General features: G+C 67.3%; 13 protein-coding genes. 11 read left to right on the top strand and 2 right to left on the bottom strand.

Going from position 1 to position 15,922, the window contains the following annotated elements; genetic code table 11:
* The first annotated feature begins 389 nt into the window (after positions 1-389).
* Entirely contained in the window at positions 390-614 is a 225-nt protein-coding gene (locus tag TF1_RS13425; RefSeq protein ID WP_011290641.1) for a hypothetical protein, read from the top strand.
* 438 nt (positions 615-1,052) lie between these two features.
* Here the strand turns inward: TF1_RS13425 and TF1_RS13420 are convergent, their stop codons facing one another.
* Entirely contained in the window at positions 1,053-3,203 is a 2,151-nt protein-coding gene (locus TF1_RS13420; RefSeq protein ID WP_016188054.1) for a (Fe-S)-binding protein, read from the bottom strand.
* A gap of 440 nt (positions 3,204-3,643) precedes the next feature.
* On the opposite strand from TF1_RS13420, the gene dnaK reads away from it, so the two are divergent.
* The 6 genes from dnaK (at position 3,644) to TF1_RS13390 (ending at position 11,175) form a co-directional block, all read left to right on the top strand.
* Positions 3,644-5,485: a molecular chaperone DnaK gene (gene dnaK / locus TF1_RS13415; RefSeq protein WP_011290643.1), complete on the top strand. Its 1,842-nt coding sequence runs from the start codon at positions 3,644-3,646 to the stop codon at positions 5,483-5,485.
* Between the two features lie 33 nt (positions 5,486-5,518).
* A complete protein-coding gene (grpE, locus tag TF1_RS13410; RefSeq protein ID WP_011290644.1) occupies positions 5,519-6,313 on the top strand; it encodes a nucleotide exchange factor GrpE in 795 nt (264 codons plus the stop codon).
* A 98-nt stretch (positions 6,314-6,411) separates the two neighbouring features.
* Positions 6,412-7,548 carry a molecular chaperone DnaJ gene (gene dnaJ, locus TF1_RS13405; protein ID WP_016188055.1) on the top strand — a complete coding sequence of 379 codons (1,137 nt, stop codon included), beginning with the start codon at positions 6,412-6,414 and terminating at the stop codon, positions 7,546-7,548.
* Between the two features lie 5 nt (positions 7,549-7,553).
* Complete coding sequence (locus TF1_RS13400) at positions 7,554-7,997, top strand: heat shock protein transcriptional repressor HspR (RefSeq protein ID WP_011290646.1); 444 nt, start codon at positions 7,554-7,556, stop codon at positions 7,995-7,997.
* A 96-nt stretch (positions 7,998-8,093) separates the two neighbouring features.
* Positions 8,094-10,697 carry an ATP-dependent chaperone ClpB gene (clpB, locus tag TF1_RS13395; protein WP_011290647.1) on the top strand — a complete coding sequence of 868 codons (2,604 nt, stop codon included), beginning with the start codon at positions 8,094-8,096 and terminating at the stop codon, positions 10,695-10,697.
* 283 nt (positions 10,698-10,980) lie between these two features.
* Positions 10,981-11,175, top strand: coding sequence for a hypothetical protein (locus TF1_RS13390; RefSeq protein WP_011290648.1), 195 nt, complete (start codon positions 10,981-10,983; stop codon positions 11,173-11,175).
* A gap of 254 nt (positions 11,176-11,429) precedes the next feature.
* Here TF1_RS13390 and TF1_RS13385 read toward each other — a convergent pair whose 3' ends face one another.
* Entirely contained in the window at positions 11,430-11,993 is a 564-nt protein-coding gene (locus TF1_RS13385) for a hypothetical protein (RefSeq protein ID WP_011290649.1), read from the bottom strand.
* A gap of 336 nt (positions 11,994-12,329) precedes the next feature.
* Here TF1_RS13385 and TF1_RS13380 point away from each other — a divergent pair, with 336 nt between their 5' ends.
* From TF1_RS13380 to TF1_RS13365, 4 genes are all read left to right on the top strand, one after another.
* Positions 12,330-13,292, top strand: a complete 963-nt coding sequence (locus tag TF1_RS13380; RefSeq protein ID WP_011290650.1) for an LLM class flavin-dependent oxidoreductase — start codon at positions 12,330-12,332, stop codon at positions 13,290-13,292.
* The gene (mpaB, locus tag TF1_RS13375) at positions 13,289-14,392 is read left to right on the top strand and encodes a daptide biosynthesis RiPP recognition protein (RefSeq protein ID WP_227480981.1); all 1,104 of its coding nucleotides are present in this window, start codon (positions 13,289-13,291) and stop codon (positions 14,390-14,392) included. The genes TF1_RS13380 and mpaB overlap by 4 nt, the downstream gene beginning before the upstream one ends.
* Positions 14,392-15,195, top strand: coding sequence for a daptide-type RiPP biosynthesis methyltransferase (mpaM, locus tag TF1_RS13370; RefSeq protein WP_011290652.1), 804 nt, complete (start codon positions 14,392-14,394; stop codon positions 15,193-15,195). Before mpaB ends, mpaM begins: the two co-directional genes overlap by 1 nt.
* Positions 15,192-15,922: aminotransferase class III-fold pyridoxal phosphate-dependent enzyme (locus TF1_RS13365; RefSeq protein WP_156482507.1), on the top strand; the 731-nt coding region annotated here is incomplete at its 3' end. The genes mpaM and TF1_RS13365, both read left to right, overlap by 4 nt.

Genomic DNA, 15,922 nt, shown 5'->3' with positions numbered 1-15,922 from the left:
GGAAGCCGGGGTGGCGGCGGGGGGTCCGAGCCGTGCCGCCGCGCGGCTGCAGGGGCGGTGCGGGCGGTGTGCAGAGAAACCTCCTGATGCTCTCTCTTTGTTATGGAGGTGGATCAAAAATGTTATTAGTCATTTTCAAGTCATATTTATGTGAGGGCAGTGGCCGGTGGGGAGAGAAGAGCGATTGAACTAGTCCGTTCGGTCATTGGAAACACGGAATCCCTGACATTGAGTAACTAGATCGCTCCGCGGTTGAAAAATGGTCCCGATGGGCCATGGTCTGTCGGCTACCGGTACGTAATCTGGGGTGAGACGGTGGGGAGGGCTCGTCCGGACATGTCCGGAACGAGGAAAGCTCTGAGGACAGACTCGGACCGGAGGTGACACGGATGGACATCGATCCTCACGTACCTCTCCACGACGCCGTGGCTTTAGCGGAGATCGACCTGTACACCGACGTGCTGGCCGCGGTGGGGGAAGCTGATGCCCCACTCACGACCGACGAACTCGACCGAGTCCTGGGACTGCGCCCCCGCACCGCCCAGTCCGCCTCCCCGATGCGGCTCGTCCTCGACGAGCCAGTCAGCCAGGAAACGCCTGAACTCTCCTGCTAGCCGCCCGGCGCGGTCGGACGAGATACCCGCGGCGCGAGCGCGGCTGCGCGATCCAGTGCGGGGCGGACACTGGGTCGGACCAGCACTTCTGGACCGCGTCCATCAACCGGGATACGGACGTGCTGTCCCGCGGCGAACGACACATACCTCACTGCGCGCGAGCGGGAGACGCGGATGCGCCAGTTCGGGGGCGCTCCCCGCATCACGCCACGGCCGCCACGCGCCCCAAAGAGAGGGCCCGGCCCTGCCTGCCCCGGCTGCCCCGCGGTGAGCTCCTGACGCTCCCTGCGGTCCTGTTCTCGGGGCTGCCCGCGCCTTTCCTGCGCCATGCCTCCTCACCGGCGCCGTAGCGCACAAGGGCCGCGGACGCCGGGGCGGATCACCCCGACGGCCGCGGCCCCGATCCGGTTGTGCCGGAAGCCCGTGGCACCGGGAGGGTTAGACCGTCTCCTTGGCGGCCTCTCCCTCTTCCTTCTGCTTCGCCGACTGGAGCAGGAGCTGCGCGACGTCCATCACTTCCACGGACTCGGCCGCTTCCTTCTTCGACTTCTTCTCGTTGACGGCGTCGCTCACCATGACCTGGCAGAACGGGCAACCGGTAGCGATGAGGTCCGCCTTGGTGGACAGCGCCTCTTCGACGCGCTCGGTGTTGATGCGCTTGCCGATGCGCTCCTCCATCCACATGCGCGCGCCACCCGCACCGCAGCAGAAGCTGCGCTCCCGGTTGCGCGGCATCTCGGTCGCGGACACTCCCGGCACGCCGTTGATCAGCTCACGCGGCGGCTCGTAGATCTTGTTGTGGCGGCCCAGGAAGCACGGGTCGTGGTACGTGACGTTCCGGTCCACCCGCTCGATCGGCGCCAGGCGTCCTTCCTTGACCAGCTGGGCGAGCAGCTTGGTGTGGTGCACCACTTCGAAGTCGCCGCCCAGGTCCCGGTACTCGTTGCCGATCGTGTTGAAGCAGTGCGGGCAGGTGACCACGATCTTGGTCGCGCCGACTTCCTTGAGCGTCTCGATGTTCTGCTGGGCGAGCATCTGGAAGATGAACTCCATGCCCAGCCGGCGCGCCGAGTCGCCGGTGCAGGTCTCCATCCCGCCGAGCACGGCGTACTTGACGCCGGCGATGTGCAGGAGTTCGGCAACGGCCTTGGTGGTCTTCTTCGCCCGGTCCTCCAGGGCGCCCGCGCAGCCCACCCAGAAGAGGTACTCGGTTCCTTCGGGGAGCTTGTCCTCGACAACGGGGACCTCGAAGTCGACTTCGGAGATCCAGTCCATGCGCTTGGACTCGCTCATCCCCCACGGGTTGCCCTTGTTCTCCAGGTTCTTGAGGAGGGTGTTGGCCTCGGAGGGGAAGCTGGACTCGATCATGACCTGGTAGCGGCGCATGTCGAGGATGTGGTCGATGTGCTCGATGTCCACGGGGCACTGTTCGACGCAGGCGCCGCAGTTGGTGCAGGACCACAGGACGTCGGGGTGGATGACGCCGTTCTCCTCCTCCGTGCCCACGAGGGGGCGGCTGAGCAGGGCCAGCACGTCTTCGTGGATGTCCGGGGTCTCCTCAGTGATCCCTTGCATGAGGTAGGGAGCCTTGGCGTAGGCGTGCTCCCGGAGGTCCATGACCAGCTTCTTGGGGGACAGCGGCTTGCCCGTGTTCCAGGCCGGGCACTGCGACTGGCAGCGGCCGCACTCGGTGCAGGTGGTGAAGTCGAGGAGGCCCTTCCACGTGAAGTCTTCGATCTTGCCGACACCGAAGGGGTCTTCGTCCGGGTCGGCTTCCTCGAAGTCCAGCGGCTCGCCGTCCTTGTTGAGCATCTGCTTGGCCGGGCCGAGCGCGGCCGAGCCGTCGGCGTTGCGCTTGAAGAAGATGTTGACCGGCGCGGTGAAGCGGTGCCAGGCCACGCCCATGGTCAGGAACACGCCGATGGCGATGAAGAACAGCCAAGAGATGATCAGTTTGAAGGCCGCGACAGAGGCCAGTAGGTACTCGTTGGCGGGGAGGATTGCGCCGAAGGCGTGCGAGATCGGGGTAGCCCACACCGGGAAGGGGAAGTCACCCATGGCGACCTTGACGCCACGGATCACAAAGATCGAGACCAACAGGGCGATGATGTAGGCCTCGACGTAGTAAGCGGTCCAGTGCTTGGAGTTGGCGAACCTGGACTTGCGGCCGAGGACACGCGGTCCACGCAGCTGCCGGTAGATGGTGAGCCCGACGATGCCCGCGAGGCTCAGTGCGGCAATGGCCTCAATGAACAGGCCGTAGATCGTCCAGTCGTGGATGAGCGGCAGCTGGAAGTGGGGATCCCACACTTCACCATGGGCTTCGGCCACTGTGAAGACCAGGGCCGGGAACGACACCATGATGAACCAGTGGGCAATGCCGATCCAGCGCCACTTGAGCATGCGCGTGTGACCGAGTGTCTCGATCAGCGTGTTCGTGATGCGTCGCCCGAAGTCTGCCTTTCGAGCGGCTTCCACCGGACGGCCGACGCGCAGGATGCGGACCATCCGGCTGATGCCATAGGCCCACACGGCGACCCCGACCACGGCGAAGGCGGTCGTGATGATCCCCAGTATCAGGTAGAGCATCGCCCGCGGCCTCCCAACGTGCTGTCGTGTCCTGGTGCACGGCGCACCAGGGGTCCACCCAATGTTACTAGCGAGTAATAACCGACGGGTCAACGCTCCGCCGGTCCCACCCATTGACCGACTGGACAGGATGGCTGGTTGTCAAGGTTAGTGAAGAGGGTATGTGGTCATCTCCATTGGGTAGCCGGTCGGGGGATGGCGGTGCGGGCCTCGGGCTCGGGGACTTCCCGGAGGAGAGTACTGGGCCTTCCCTGGGATGTCCCTGGCTTCTCAAGAACCGTGATCAGAAGTGACGGTCGCCAGGGAACAATCGATGTGTCTTCCGCGTTGTCATGAGCGCGAAAGAAACTTGAGCCTAGGCGACTCAATTGATTTGACAGTGAGTCTGTGACGAAGCAACATTGCGTTAGGCAGACTCAACTTTGACGGAGGAAGCACTCATGGCACGTGCGGTCGGCATCGACCTTGGTACGACAAACTCTGTCGTCGCGGTCCTGGAAGGCGGCGAACCCACGGTTATCGCCAACGCCGAAGGAGCTCGGACCACTCCGTCCGTCGTCGCCTTCGCGAAGAACGGTGAGGTGCTCGTCGGTGAGATCGCCAAGCGCCAGGCGGTCACCAACGTCGAGCGGACCATCCGCTCGGTCAAGCGCCACATGGGCACCGACTGGAAGACCCACATCGACGGCAAGGACTTCACCCCGCAGCAGATCAGCGCCTTCGTGCTGCAGAAGCTGAAGAGGGACGCGGAGGCCTACCTCGGCGAGGAAGTCACCGACGCCGTCATCACCGTCCCGGCCTACTTCAGCGACGCTGAGCGGCAGGCCACCAAGGACGCAGGGAAGATCGCCGGCCTCAACGTCCTGCGCATCATCAACGAGCCCACGTCCGCTGCGCTCGCCTACCACCTGGAGAAAGAGGGCGAGGCCACCATCCTGGTCTTCGACCTCGGCGGTGGTACCTTCGACGTCTCGCTGCTGGACGTCGGCGACGGCGTGGTCGAGGTGAAGGCCACCCACGGTGACAACCACCTCGGTGGTGACGACTGGGACCAGGCCGTCGTGGACTGGCTGGTCGAGCGGTTCAAGAGCAGCAACGGCATCGACCTGTCCAAGGACAAGATGGCGATGCAGCGGCTCCGCGAGGCCGCGGAGAAGGCCAAGATCGAGCTGTCCAGCTCCACGGAGACCTCGATCAACCTGCCCTACATCACCGCCTCCGCCGAGGGTCCGCTGCACCTGGACGAGAAGCTCACCCGCGCCGAGTTCCAGCGGCTCACGTCGCACCTGCTCGAGCGCACCAAGGGCCCGTTCTTCCAGGTCATCAAGGACGCTGGGATCAGCGTCGACCAGATTGACCACGTGGTCCTGGTGGGTGGCTCCACCCGGATGCCCGCCGTGGTCGACCTGGTGCGCGAGCTGACCGGCGGCAAGGAGCCCAACAAGGGCGTCAACCCGGACGAGGTCGTCGCGGTCGGCGCGGCCCTGCAGGCCGGTGTGCTCAAGGGTGACGTCAAGGACGTGCTGCTGCTCGACGTGACCCCGCTGTCGCTGGGCATCGAGACCAAGGGCGGTGTCTTCACCAAGCTCATCGAGCGCAACACGGCCATCCCGACCAAGCGCTCGGAGATCTTCACCACGGCCGAGGACAACCAGCCGTCGGTGCAGATCCAGGTCTACCAGGGTGAGCGGGAGATCGCTAAGTACAACAAGAAGCTCGGCGTCTTCGACCTGACCGGCATCCCGCCGGCGCCGCGCGGTGTGCCGCAGATCGAGGTCACCTTCGACATCGACGCCAACGGCATCGTCAACGTCACCGCGAAGGACCTCGGCACCGGCAAGGAGCAGTCGGTCACCATCACCGGTGGCTCCGCGCTGCCGAAGGAAGACATCGAGCGGATGATCCGCGAGGCGGAGGAGTACGCCGAGCAGGACCGCAAGCGCCGCGAGGAAGCGGAGACCCGCAACAACGCCGAGTCGCTGGTCTACCAGACCGAGAAGGTCATCTCCGAGAACGAGGACAAGATCCCCGAGGACGTCAAGAACGAGACCAAGGAGGCGCTGGACGGGCTGAAGAAGGCGCTCGAAGGCAGCGACATCGAGGCGATCCGCAGCGCCAGCGAGAAGGTTGCCCTGGCCAGCCAGAAGATCGGCTCCGCCATCTACAGCCAGAGCCAGCAGGCCTCCGGCGCAGCGGCGGGCGGCCAGCAGAACGCCGAGGACGCGGAGGTCGTGGACGCGGAGATCGTCGACGAGGAGCCCAAGCGCGAAGGCAACTCGTGAAGACCGGGCCCTGGATAGAGGAGGCGTAACTCAATGGCGGTGCCGGAGAACGAGCACAGCACGGACAAGCAGGGGCCGGTGATCCGCGACAAGCGGCGGATCGACCCCGAAACCGGCCAGCCGCGCGTTCCAGAGGGGGAGGCCGCGTCGCCCTCTGAGGACTCCGCGGCTGCGGCAGCCGAATCCACGACGGCACAGCCAACCGACGAGGAGAACGCGGAGCTGATCCGGCTGCGGCAAGAGGTCGCGGAACGCACCGACGACCTCAAGCGGCTGCAGGCGGAGTACATCAACTACCGCAAGCGGGTCGACCGGGACCGCGCCGCAATGCGGGAGCAGGCACTCGTCCAGGTCCTCACCGAGCTGCTGCCGATCTTGGACGACATCGGCCGAGCCCGGCAGCACAACGAACTGGTCGGTGGCTTCAAGTCCGTGGGCGAGGCGCTGGAGTCCTTGGTCGCTCGGATGGGGTTGAAGAAGTACGGCGAGAAGGGCGACGAGTTCGACCCGACCGTGCACGAAGCCCTGTCCATGGTGCCCTCGACTGACGTGACCGTCCCGACCGTCATCGAGGTGTTCCAGCCCGGATACCTCATCGGTGACCGGGTGGTCCGTCCGGCCCGCGTGGTCGTGGCAGGGCCAGCCGAGGAGGACACGTCCGCCTCGGAAGAAGAGAAGAAGGAAGAGGCTGCAACCGAGGAGGCTGCCGCACCGTCCGAATCAGACGACGAGGCGAAACCTGCTGAAGCGTCCGAGTCGGCGGAGGCCGCGGAATCCACGGAGCAGTCTGACGCCACCGCGGACAAGAACACCGCGGACGAACAGTAGCGCGAGCGGTAGGAGAAGGGGTGTCCCAGGCTCGGGCCTGGGACACCCGACTCAGTCACCACTGGGCACAGAGCACGAGCGGGGAGAAGCAGACGTCGATGAGCACCAAGGACTACCTGGAGAAGGACTATTACAAGGTCCTCGGAGTCTCAAAGACGGCCACCGCGGACGAGATCAGGAGTGCCTACCGCAAGCTCGCGCGCAAGTACCACCCCGACGCCAACAAGGGCGACGCGCAGGCCGAGAAGAAGTTCAAGGAGATTTCTGAGGCCTACAGCGTCCTGTCGGACGAGAAGCGCCGCAAAGAGTACGACGAGGCCCGGTCGCTGTTCGGCGGGGCCTACCGGCCTGGCGGGGGCGGTATCGGCGACTTCAACCTCGGCGACCTGTTCGGCCACACCACGACCGGGGGTGAACGGCTCACCGACCTCTTCGGTGGACTGTTCGGCGGCCGCGGCCGCGCCACCCAGTCGCGGCGGGGCGCCGACCTCGAAACCGAGACCACGCTCAGCTTCACCGAAGCGGTCTCCGGCACCACGAAGAGCTTCACGCTCACGACCACCGTCTCGTGCCCCACCTGCCGGGGCAGCGGGGCCAAGCCTGGAACGACCCCGCGGGTCTGCCCCCGGTGTGCGGGGACCGGGCACGAGAGCACCAACCTTGGCGGCTTCTCCCTGTCCGAACCGTGCGCTCTGTGCAAGGGACGCGGCTACTTGGCCGACGACCCGTGTCTGACCTGCAGCGGAACGGGGAATGTGAAGGGCACTCGCACCGTGCAGGCCCGCATTCCCCCGGGAGTGTCCGACGGCCAGCGGATTCGGCTGCGGGGCAAGGGCGAACCAGGGGAACGCGGCGGCCCCGCTGGCGACCTGTTCGTGACCGTCCGGGTCACCCCGCACCCCGTGTTCGGCCGGTCCGGAGACAACCTGACCCTCACTCTCCCGGTGACCTTCCCCGAAGCCGTGTTCGGAGCGGAGGTGCGCGTGCCCACCCTGAGCGGGCCACCGGTCACCGTGCGGATTCCGCCGGGCACCCGCAACGGGCGCGTGTTCCGGGTCCGCGGCAAGGGGGCTACCCGGCGGGACGGCACAACTGGAGACTTGCTAGTGACCGTTGAGGTGGCGGTACCGCAGAATCTCAACAGTGAGGCGCGGGAGGCGTTGCAGCGATTCCAGGCCGCCACAGCCGACCACAACCCGCGCGCCGATCTGGAAGCCCGGGCGAAGGGGGCGTGAGAACCATGAACGACGCCACGTTCGGCGAGGACACTCCCGTCTACGTCATTTCGGTTGCGGCAGAACTGTCGGGGCTCCACCCGCAGACTCTGCGGCAATACGACCGGCTCGGGCTCGTGCGTCCGGGGCGGACGCCGGGCCGTGGCCGACGGTACTCGATGCGCGACATCCAGATGCTCCGCGAGGTGCAGCGGCTCTCCCAGGAGGAGGGCATCAACCTCGCCGGGATCAAACGCATCCTCGAACTGCAACGCGAGGTGGCGGAGCTGCGCGAGCACATCTTCCACTTGCACAACGAGCTGAACGCAGCCCGCTCCGCGGTGGCGGCCCGGCGGGCCAGCAGCGACCACTCCTCCTCATCCCGGAGTGGCGGCGAACTGCTCCCGGTCCACCGCACTCGCATCACTATTTTCAACCGCACCACGACCCAGCCCCCCGAGTCGCAGTAGTAGCCCTGGGCCGCCCCGGCCCCGGGCTCCTTCGAGCCTCCGGCGGGGCAGCGCATTCGTCTTACCTGTTCTGTGCCTTGAAGGGGGCGGCGAGACATGGATTATAAGCTCACCAGGAAGAGTCAGGAGGCGTTGTCCGCGGCAATCCGGAGGGCAACCGCGGACGGTAACCCCCAGGTCGAACCGGTGCACCTGCTGTCTGCCCTGATCGGCCAGGCTGAAGGAGTCGTCCGGCCCCTGCTCAAAGAGGTGGGGGCCGATCCAGGCAGGCTCAGCACCAAGGTGGAAGAGGAGATCGCCCGACTGCCTCGCGCGTCGGGGAGTACGGTCAACGCGCCGGCGAGCTCCCGGCAGCTCATCATTTCGCTGAACACGGCGGCCCAGCGCGCCAAGCAAATGGAGGACGAGTACGTCTCCACCGAGCACCTGCTGGTCGGGCTGGCCGCGGACGGGGGGACGGCAGCCACCCTGCTGCGGGAGGCAGGCGCGACACCGGAAGCGCTGCTGGACGCGTTCAGCCGGGTGCGGGGCAGCGCCCGTGTCACTTCGGAGACCCCGGAAGACACCTACCAGGCGCTCGAGAAGTACGGGGTGGACCTCACCCAGCGGGCCCGCGAAGGCAAACTGGACCCGGTTATCGGCAGAGACGCGGAGATCCGCAGGGTGATCCAGGTGCTGTCCCGGCGCACCAAGAACAACCCGGTGCTCATTGGTGAACCGGGTGTCGGCAAGACCGCGGTGGTCGAGGGCCTCGCCCAGCGTATTGTCGCCGGCGACGTCCCCGAGTCGCTGCGCGACAAGCGGCTGATCTCGCTGGACTTGCCCGCGATGGTGGCGGGTGCCAAGTACCGGGGCGAGTTCGAGGAGCGGCTCAAAGCGGTCCTCAACGAGATCAAGCAGAGCGAAGGGCAGATCATCACGTTCATCGACGAGCTGCACACCGTGGTCGGCGCGGGTGCGGCCGAGGGGGCGATGGACGCGGGCAACATGCTCAAGCCCATGCTGGCCCGAGGCGAACTGCGCATGGTCGGGGCGACCACGCTCGACGAGTACCGCGAACGCATCGAGAAGGACCCGGCGCTGGAGCGGCGGTTCCAGCAGGTGATGGTGAACGAGCCGTCCGCGGCCGACACGATCGCGATCCTGCGCGGCCTCAAGGGCCGTTACGAGGCGCACCACAAGGTGCAGATCGCCGACTCGGCGCTGGTGGCGGCGGCGACCCTGTCCGATCGGTACATCACTGCCCGGTTCCTGCCGGACAAGGCCATCGACTTGATCGACGAGGCAGCGTCCCGGCTGCGCATGGAGATCGACTCCCAGCCGGTGGAGATCGACGAACTGCAGCGCGTGGTCGACCGGCTCAAGATGGAGGAGATGGCGTTGAGCAAGGAGTCCGACGCCGCCTCCAAGCAGCGGCTGGAACGGCTGCGCGCCGACCTCGCCGACAAGGAGGAGCAGCTCAATGCGCTCATCGCCCGCTGGGAGCAGGAGAAGGCCGGGCTCAACCGGGTCGGTGAGCTCAAGGAGAAGCTGGATGAGCTGCGGGGCCAGGCCGAACGCGCCCAGCGCGACGGCGACTTCGAGGAAGCCTCCCGGTTGATGTACGGGGAGATCCCGCAACTGGAGCGGCAGTTGGAGGAGGCTCTCTCCGAGGAAGACTCGGCCGAGCACGCCACCATGGTCAAGGAGGAGGTCGGCGCCGACGACGTGGCCGATGTGGTGTCGTCGTGGACCGGTATCCCCGTGGGGCGGCTCATGGAGGGGGAGAGCGCCAAGCTGCTCCGGATGGAGGAGGAGATCGGAAAGCGCCTGATCGGGCAGCGGCGCGCTGTGGCCGCCGTCTCCGATGCGGTGCGGCGGGCCCGCGCGGGGATCTCCGACCCTGACCGGCCGACCGGCTCCTTCCTGTTCCTCGGCCCCACCGGCGTGGGTAAGACGGAGCTGGCGAAGGCGCTCGCCGAGTTCCTGTTCGACGACGAGCGCGCGATTGTGCGCCTCGACATGAGCGAGTACTCCGAGAAGCACTCGGTGGCCCGGCTGGTCGGTGCGCCCCCCGGCTACGTCGGCTACGAGGAGGGCGGCCAGCTCACCGAGGCGGTGCGGCGGCGCCCCTACACGGTGGTGCTGCTCGACGAGGTGGAGAAGGCCCACATCGAGGTCTTCGACACCCTGCTGCAGGTCTTGGACGACGGGCGGCTCACCGACGGGCAGGGCCGCCAGGTGGACTTCCGCAACACGCTGCTGATCCTGACCTCCAACCTGGGGTCGCAGTTCCTCATCGACCCCACGCTGGACGACGCCCAGCGGCACGAGAAGGTCATGCAGGTGGTGCGGAACACCTTCAAACCGGAGTTCTTGAACCGGTTGGACGACGTGATCGTGTTCGACGCGCTGTCCACCGACGACCTGACCAAGATCGTCGACCTGCAGGTGGATCGGCTGGCCCGGCGGCTGGCGGACCGGAGGCTCAAGCTGGAGGTCACTCCGGCTGCCCGCGAGTGGCTGGCGCTGGCCGGCTACGACCCGGTCTACGGTGCGCGTCCGCTGCGGCGGCTGGTGCAGACCGCGATCGGCGACCCGCTGGCCCGGGAACTGCTGGCGGGCAACCTCGTTGAGGGCGACACAGTCCGGGTGGATGTGGACGAGTCCAAGGATTCGTTGACAGTGGGTCCGGTGAAGGAGCCCGCGTCCGCCGCATAAGCGGTGACCGTAACCGGGGGCGGTGACATGCCGTTGTCACCGCCCCCGGTTGTTTTTTCTGCCCCGGTTTCCAGAACGGCCCACCGCGGCGCGGTTTGTGCAGGGGAGATATTCGGCGCCAAGGAATCCGAAATAGCTGTGACGTCGCATTTTCCTTCGGATGGGGCCGAAAACCCATTTTCAGGGGATCATCGGACATATCTCTGCAAGGACACGGAAAGTGATAAATTGAATACAGTCTTTTCTGTTGTGAGAACGCCGGAGTGATACGAAGGGGATAGTGATGGCGAAGAACGGTTCCTGGCACCACAACAACACCAACCTCGCAGGTCTCCTCGGCTTTGTTGCCGTGGCCAACGGTGTTGCCGGTCTCTTTTTCGGCGACACCGTCAAAATCGTCGTCCTCGTGCTGACCGTGATCATTGTCGGATGGGCCGTCTACCAGATGGCGTCCAATAAGAAGGCCGGACGCGCCTGAGCGCACAGCGGAGCCTTCGCGGACTCCAGCCACTGGATCCCGCGGAATCCCTTTCTGCAGGAAGCGGCCGTACTCAGCAATGCCGAGAACCCGGAACAAGATCACGCCGCGGACCTGAGTGGCCGAAGTCTTTTCCAGATTTCCGAAAAAACCGTCCGCTTCCTTCACCAGTCCCTACGCCGCGAGGGCGGCCGGAGCACTCCGGCCGCCCTCGCGGCGTAGGGGACGGCTCCGCGCCGTCACAGCCATCCCCCCTAGATCGCGGCTTCGAGACCGGCCAGCCACGACCGGCTGAGCGAGACCACCACGGCGTCGCCTCCCCGGCGCACCAGCTCCTGGCTGAGCTCCGGGTGCTTGACCACCCGGTCCACCGACGCCATCAACGCGACATCGTCGCTGAGCAGAGCCGCGCGGACCAGCCGCTCCTCCAGACTCGCCCGCATCTGCACCGCGAACGGGCTGTAGCTTTTCGGCAGGAACGGCCCCCGGTAACGGGCGACCGCCTCAGCCAGCCGGCCCTCTTCCACCAGCTCCAGCACTTCGACAACGTCGCAGCGCACCTCACCCGCCAGCAGATAGCAGCAGCGGTCGCGGTCGTAGCGCACGTCGATGCCGAGTTTGCGGGCCCGCAGCGCCAGCGTCGGCAAACTCGACGGGGCGGGGTCGCCTTCGAACAGAGTGGACAGCAGCCAGTCCCGCGGCGCCGACCCCTTCGCCAACGCCAGCACCGCCACGAGCTCCAACGCCCGGCCGTGCCGTACCGGGACCCCGTCCACCCGGCATCCGCCAAGCGTCTCCACTACGCGTGCATCGTTCATCGTCACACCTCGCATCCGTGGAAGCCGCCGGGACACAGCCCCGGCGAAGGCCACTCGAAGTCGGCTCCACGGACCACGGTGCCGCGCAGCAGCATCCACTGCCTATCCACGGGCTATCACTCCCGCCTGCACCACCAGCCCCACAGGACATCGCCCGGATAGTCCCCCTTTGACCTGGCACAACGGAGAAAAGCAAAAAATTCTGCGGGTGCGACAGCGGTGTGAAGCCCGGGCGATCGCCGACTGACAGATTCAGTGCCGTCCACCGGAGACGGCACACAGCCGGATCCACGAAACCCGGGGCTATGGCAGCCCGCCCACACCAAGGAGCCTCGCATGACCGACTATTCGGTACTCGTCCCGTTCCTCCCACGCCGCCCGGAGCAACTGCTGCCCTACGCCGCGCTGGTGAACTGGACCCGTGCGGAGCGCCTGTGGCAAGGGCAGGCCCTGCTGATCGAACCCCACCAGGGATTCGCCTACGCGGCCGGGGCAGGCTTCCGCGTCCCCGCCGGATTAGGCGTCACCCTGATGCCCTTCCGCCACCCCTACGAGGCGGCCCTCCAAGCCCGATCCCTGGCCATGGCCACCGGGCACCCCGCCATCGCCGGCTTCGGACCGGGAGCGCGCAGCCTCCAGCAGGGCATCCTGGGCGCCCCCTACCGCAGTCCGCTGACCGCGGCACGCGAATACCTCACCGCGGTCCGCGCTCTCCTCTCCGGGAAAGTGGTCCGGCTCGACGGCGAATACTTCACCGTCCACGCCCAACTGCCCCCCGCGGCAGCTCCCGAGGTCAAGCTCGGCCTCGGCGTGCTGCGGCCGGGAATGGCCGGAGTCGCCGGAGAACTCGCCGACGTGGCGATCACCTGGCTCACTCCCGCCGCCTACATCAGGGACACCCTCCTGCCCGCCATCCGCAAGAGCGCGGTGGAGGCCGGACGTCCCGCACCGACCGTCACCGCGATCGTCCCGGTGGCCTTGGAGCGGCCCGGCACCGATCCCGCCGAGGTAGCTCTCGCCAGCAACGCCGCGCACCTGCAAGGACCCCACTACCTCGACATGCTGCGCCGCGCCGGAGTCCACGTCCACGGCAGCAGCCCGCAGGACGCCGCCCGCGCCCTGATCAAAGGCGGGGCCTTCGTCAGCGGCGACCTGGACACCGTCTGCGCCGAACTCGACCGCTACCGCGAAGCCGGCGTGGACGAGGTCGTCCTCAACGTGACCGGCGTGTACAAGGCGTGCGGCCACCAGGCAGCCATGGACGACCTCAAGCAGATCCTCGCGGCGGTAACGCGATGACCACCCCACAGACGACCCACCCCACGACAGCGACGGGAAACACGATGATGGACAAGACCGAGTTGCGGCGGATCAAGCGGCACCTGATGTCCTGGAGCACCGGCCAGTTCGAGGTCGGCCCCGCCAACCAGGACTCCTGCTCGACCATCGTGGTGGCCGACCCGGCCCACCTCGCAGACCTCCTGGACACCGACCTCGTCGGCGACAACACCGTCGTGCTCGCCCCCGAAGGGCACGGAGCAGACCCCTCCCGCGTCGTCGGCTTCGCGGGCACGCTCGACGAACCCAACGCCGAGATGTCCATCGGCTACGACTTCTTCCTCCAAACCCAGGACTACGCCACCAGCCCGTTCATGTCGGTCCTCGGTCCGACCCTGGTCCGGGTGACCGGGCCCGACGACCTGGAACTCTTCCTCGCCGACGCCGACCGGGCCCGCGAAGAAGGCGTCTTTCCCGACATCGCTGTCGTGCCCGCAGTCCGCATCGCAGACCTCCCCGGGCTGGGAGCAGGCCCGGGAGTCGACGGTCCTCAGCTACGCCTCTACGTCAACGCCGAAGGCGAAATCTCCACCTCGATCGGTGGCTGCAGCCTCGGACGTGTCGGCGACACGCTCGCCTCCCTGCGAGCGAACTGGGACCGGCGCAACGCGGCAAGCACCGCACCGTGTGCGGTCTGCCTCGGAGCCGTCCTTCCCGAGGCAGACCGCACACGGGAACTGCTCGCCCGCCCCTGGCTCGGCCGCTACCTGGCCGCTGTCGACGGCCTGCGGATGCTCGCCACCCGCGAAATCGTCGGACTCCGCGTCTCCGGGTTCGGCCAGCGGCTCAACCCCGCCCTCGACCACCACCCCGACTCGGCTGACGCTGCCACGCCCCTGCTGTTCTGGAACGACGAGAGCGGATACGTCTACGAACCCGCCAGCGGACGCACCTTCCAGGTCAACCTGGCCGCCGCCACAGCAGTAGAAGCCCTCCTGGTCACCGGGTCGGCAGAGCAGGCGAGCGAATACGCGTCGCCCCGCAGCCTGGCCGCCGTGGACCGCTTCTTCACCGAATCCGGCGTGACCTTGACCGGAATCGGATCGGAGGTGGCTGTGTGATGGCTGCAACCACCCTCCTGCCCCCTGGCCGGGCCGGGCAGCTCGTAGCCGAACTCGGCGACCGCGCCCGCCTGTGCGACCTGTACGGGCCGCACGGGGCCCCCATCTACCACGACATGTCCCTCCGCGACACCGGCGAAGTCCGCCACCTGGTTGGACTGGTCCGCCCCCACCCGGGCCCGGTGCTGGACCTCGCCGCCGGATCGGGGCGGATCACCCTGCCCCTCCTGGCCCTGGGCCGCGAGGTCACCGCGTTGGACCTGTCCGCGGACATGCTGGCGCTGCTCCGGCAGCAACTCGACCGCGCCCCCGCCCACCTGCGGGAACGCTGCACGGTGGTCCAAGCCGACATGGCGGACTTCCGGCTCCCCCGCCGCTACGCCGTCATCGTCCTCGGCACCACCTCGATCTCGCTGCTGGACCGGGCGGGCCGCGCCGGACTGTACCGCTGCGTCGCCGAACACCTCGCCGACGGCGGACGGTTCTTCCTCACCACCCTCGACCGAGGCGCGGACTCCCCCGAAGAGGAAGTCGAGATCACCGCAACCGGGGCCAGCGGGACCGCCTACCGCCTCTACGAACACTGGCCCGCCGGTGCCGACGTCCGCACCATCACCGTGCTCCCCAGCGAGCTGCCCGACGGCCCAGTGCCCGTGTGCACCGGCCACGTCCGGGTGCTCCCCCCAGACCGCCTTGCCGCCGAGCTCACCCAGGCCGGGTTCACCGTCCAGCAGCGGCGCACGCCGCTCGAAGACGCAGGCCGGCACCGGGTGACCCTGATCGAAGCGGAGATCCAGCGATGAGCCACACCACCAGCACCGCGCTCTGGCCCTACCTGCTGCCGCCGAGCGCCCACGGAGACGACAGCATCTGCGCGGTCTCCGCCCGCGGCCACCGGGTGCGCTTCGCCGACGGACGCGAACTGCTGTGCGGGGCGAGCGGGCTGTGGAACGCCAACCTCGGCTACGGGAACCCGGCGATCGCGCAAGCAGTAGCCCAAGCCCTCCACGACGCCTCCTACCTGAGCGCCTTCCGGTACGAGAACGTCTACGCCCGCCGCGCCGCCGCCGACCTGATCGAGGTGAGCGGACCCGAGCACTACTCCCGGGTCCTGTTCTCCTCCTCCGGTGGCGCCGCCAACGACGCGGCCATGAAAGTGGCCCGGCACTACCACGCTCTCCTCGGCCGCACCCGCCGCTCCCTCGTCGTCAGCCTGCGAGGCAGCTACCACGGCCTCACCTTCGGCGGCTTCGCGCTCACCGGCGAAGACCTGGGGCAGCGGCTCTACGGGGTCGACCAGCGGCTGGTCCGCCACGTGCGGCCCAACGACACCGCTGAACTGAACGCCCTGGTCTCCCGCGCCGCCAAGCAGATCGCCGCCGTGGTCGTCGAACCGGTCGTAGGCACGGGAACGATCCCCCTCACTGACGAGTACGTGGCGGAACTCCTGCGGCTGCGTGCCGAGCACGGCTTCCTCCTCATCGCCGACGAGGTGGCCACCGGGTTCGGCCGGACCGGCAGCTTCTTTGC

Source organism: Thermobifida fusca NBRC 14071 = JCM 3263, assembly GCF_001592045.1.
GTDB classification, from domain to species: Bacteria; Actinomycetota; Actinomycetes; order Streptosporangiales; family Streptosporangiaceae; genus Thermobifida; species Thermobifida fusca.
This window is presented reverse-complemented; position numbering and strand designations above follow the sequence as displayed.

Coding starts and splice junctions, on each gene's coding strand:
- TF1_RS13425 (WP_011290641.1), top strand. CDS start 390: ATGGACATCGATCCTCACGTACCTCTCCACGACGCCGTGGCTTTAGCG.
- TF1_RS13420 (WP_016188054.1), bottom strand. CDS start 3,203: ATGCTCTACCTGATACTGGGGATCATCACGACCGCCTTCGCCGTGGTC.
- dnaK (WP_011290643.1), top strand. CDS start 3,644: ATGGCACGTGCGGTCGGCATCGACCTTGGTACGACAAACTCTGTCGTC.
- grpE (WP_011290644.1), top strand. CDS start 5,519: ATGGCGGTGCCGGAGAACGAGCACAGCACGGACAAGCAGGGGCCGGTG.
- dnaJ (WP_016188055.1), top strand. CDS start 6,412: ATGAGCACCAAGGACTACCTGGAGAAGGACTATTACAAGGTCCTCGGA.
- TF1_RS13400 (WP_011290646.1), top strand. CDS start 7,554: ATGAACGACGCCACGTTCGGCGAGGACACTCCCGTCTACGTCATTTCG.
- clpB (WP_011290647.1), top strand. CDS start 8,094: ATGGATTATAAGCTCACCAGGAAGAGTCAGGAGGCGTTGTCCGCGGCA.
- TF1_RS13390 (WP_011290648.1), top strand. CDS start 10,981: ATGGCGAAGAACGGTTCCTGGCACCACAACAACACCAACCTCGCAGGT.
- TF1_RS13385 (WP_011290649.1), bottom strand. CDS start 11,993: ATGAACGATGCACGCGTAGTGGAGACGCTTGGCGGATGCCGGGTGGAC.
- TF1_RS13380 (WP_011290650.1), top strand. CDS start 12,330: ATGACCGACTATTCGGTACTCGTCCCGTTCCTCCCACGCCGCCCGGAG.
- mpaB (WP_227480981.1), top strand. CDS start 13,289: ATGACCACCCCACAGACGACCCACCCCACGACAGCGACGGGAAACACG.
- mpaM (WP_011290652.1), top strand. CDS start 14,392: ATGGCTGCAACCACCCTCCTGCCCCCTGGCCGGGCCGGGCAGCTCGTA.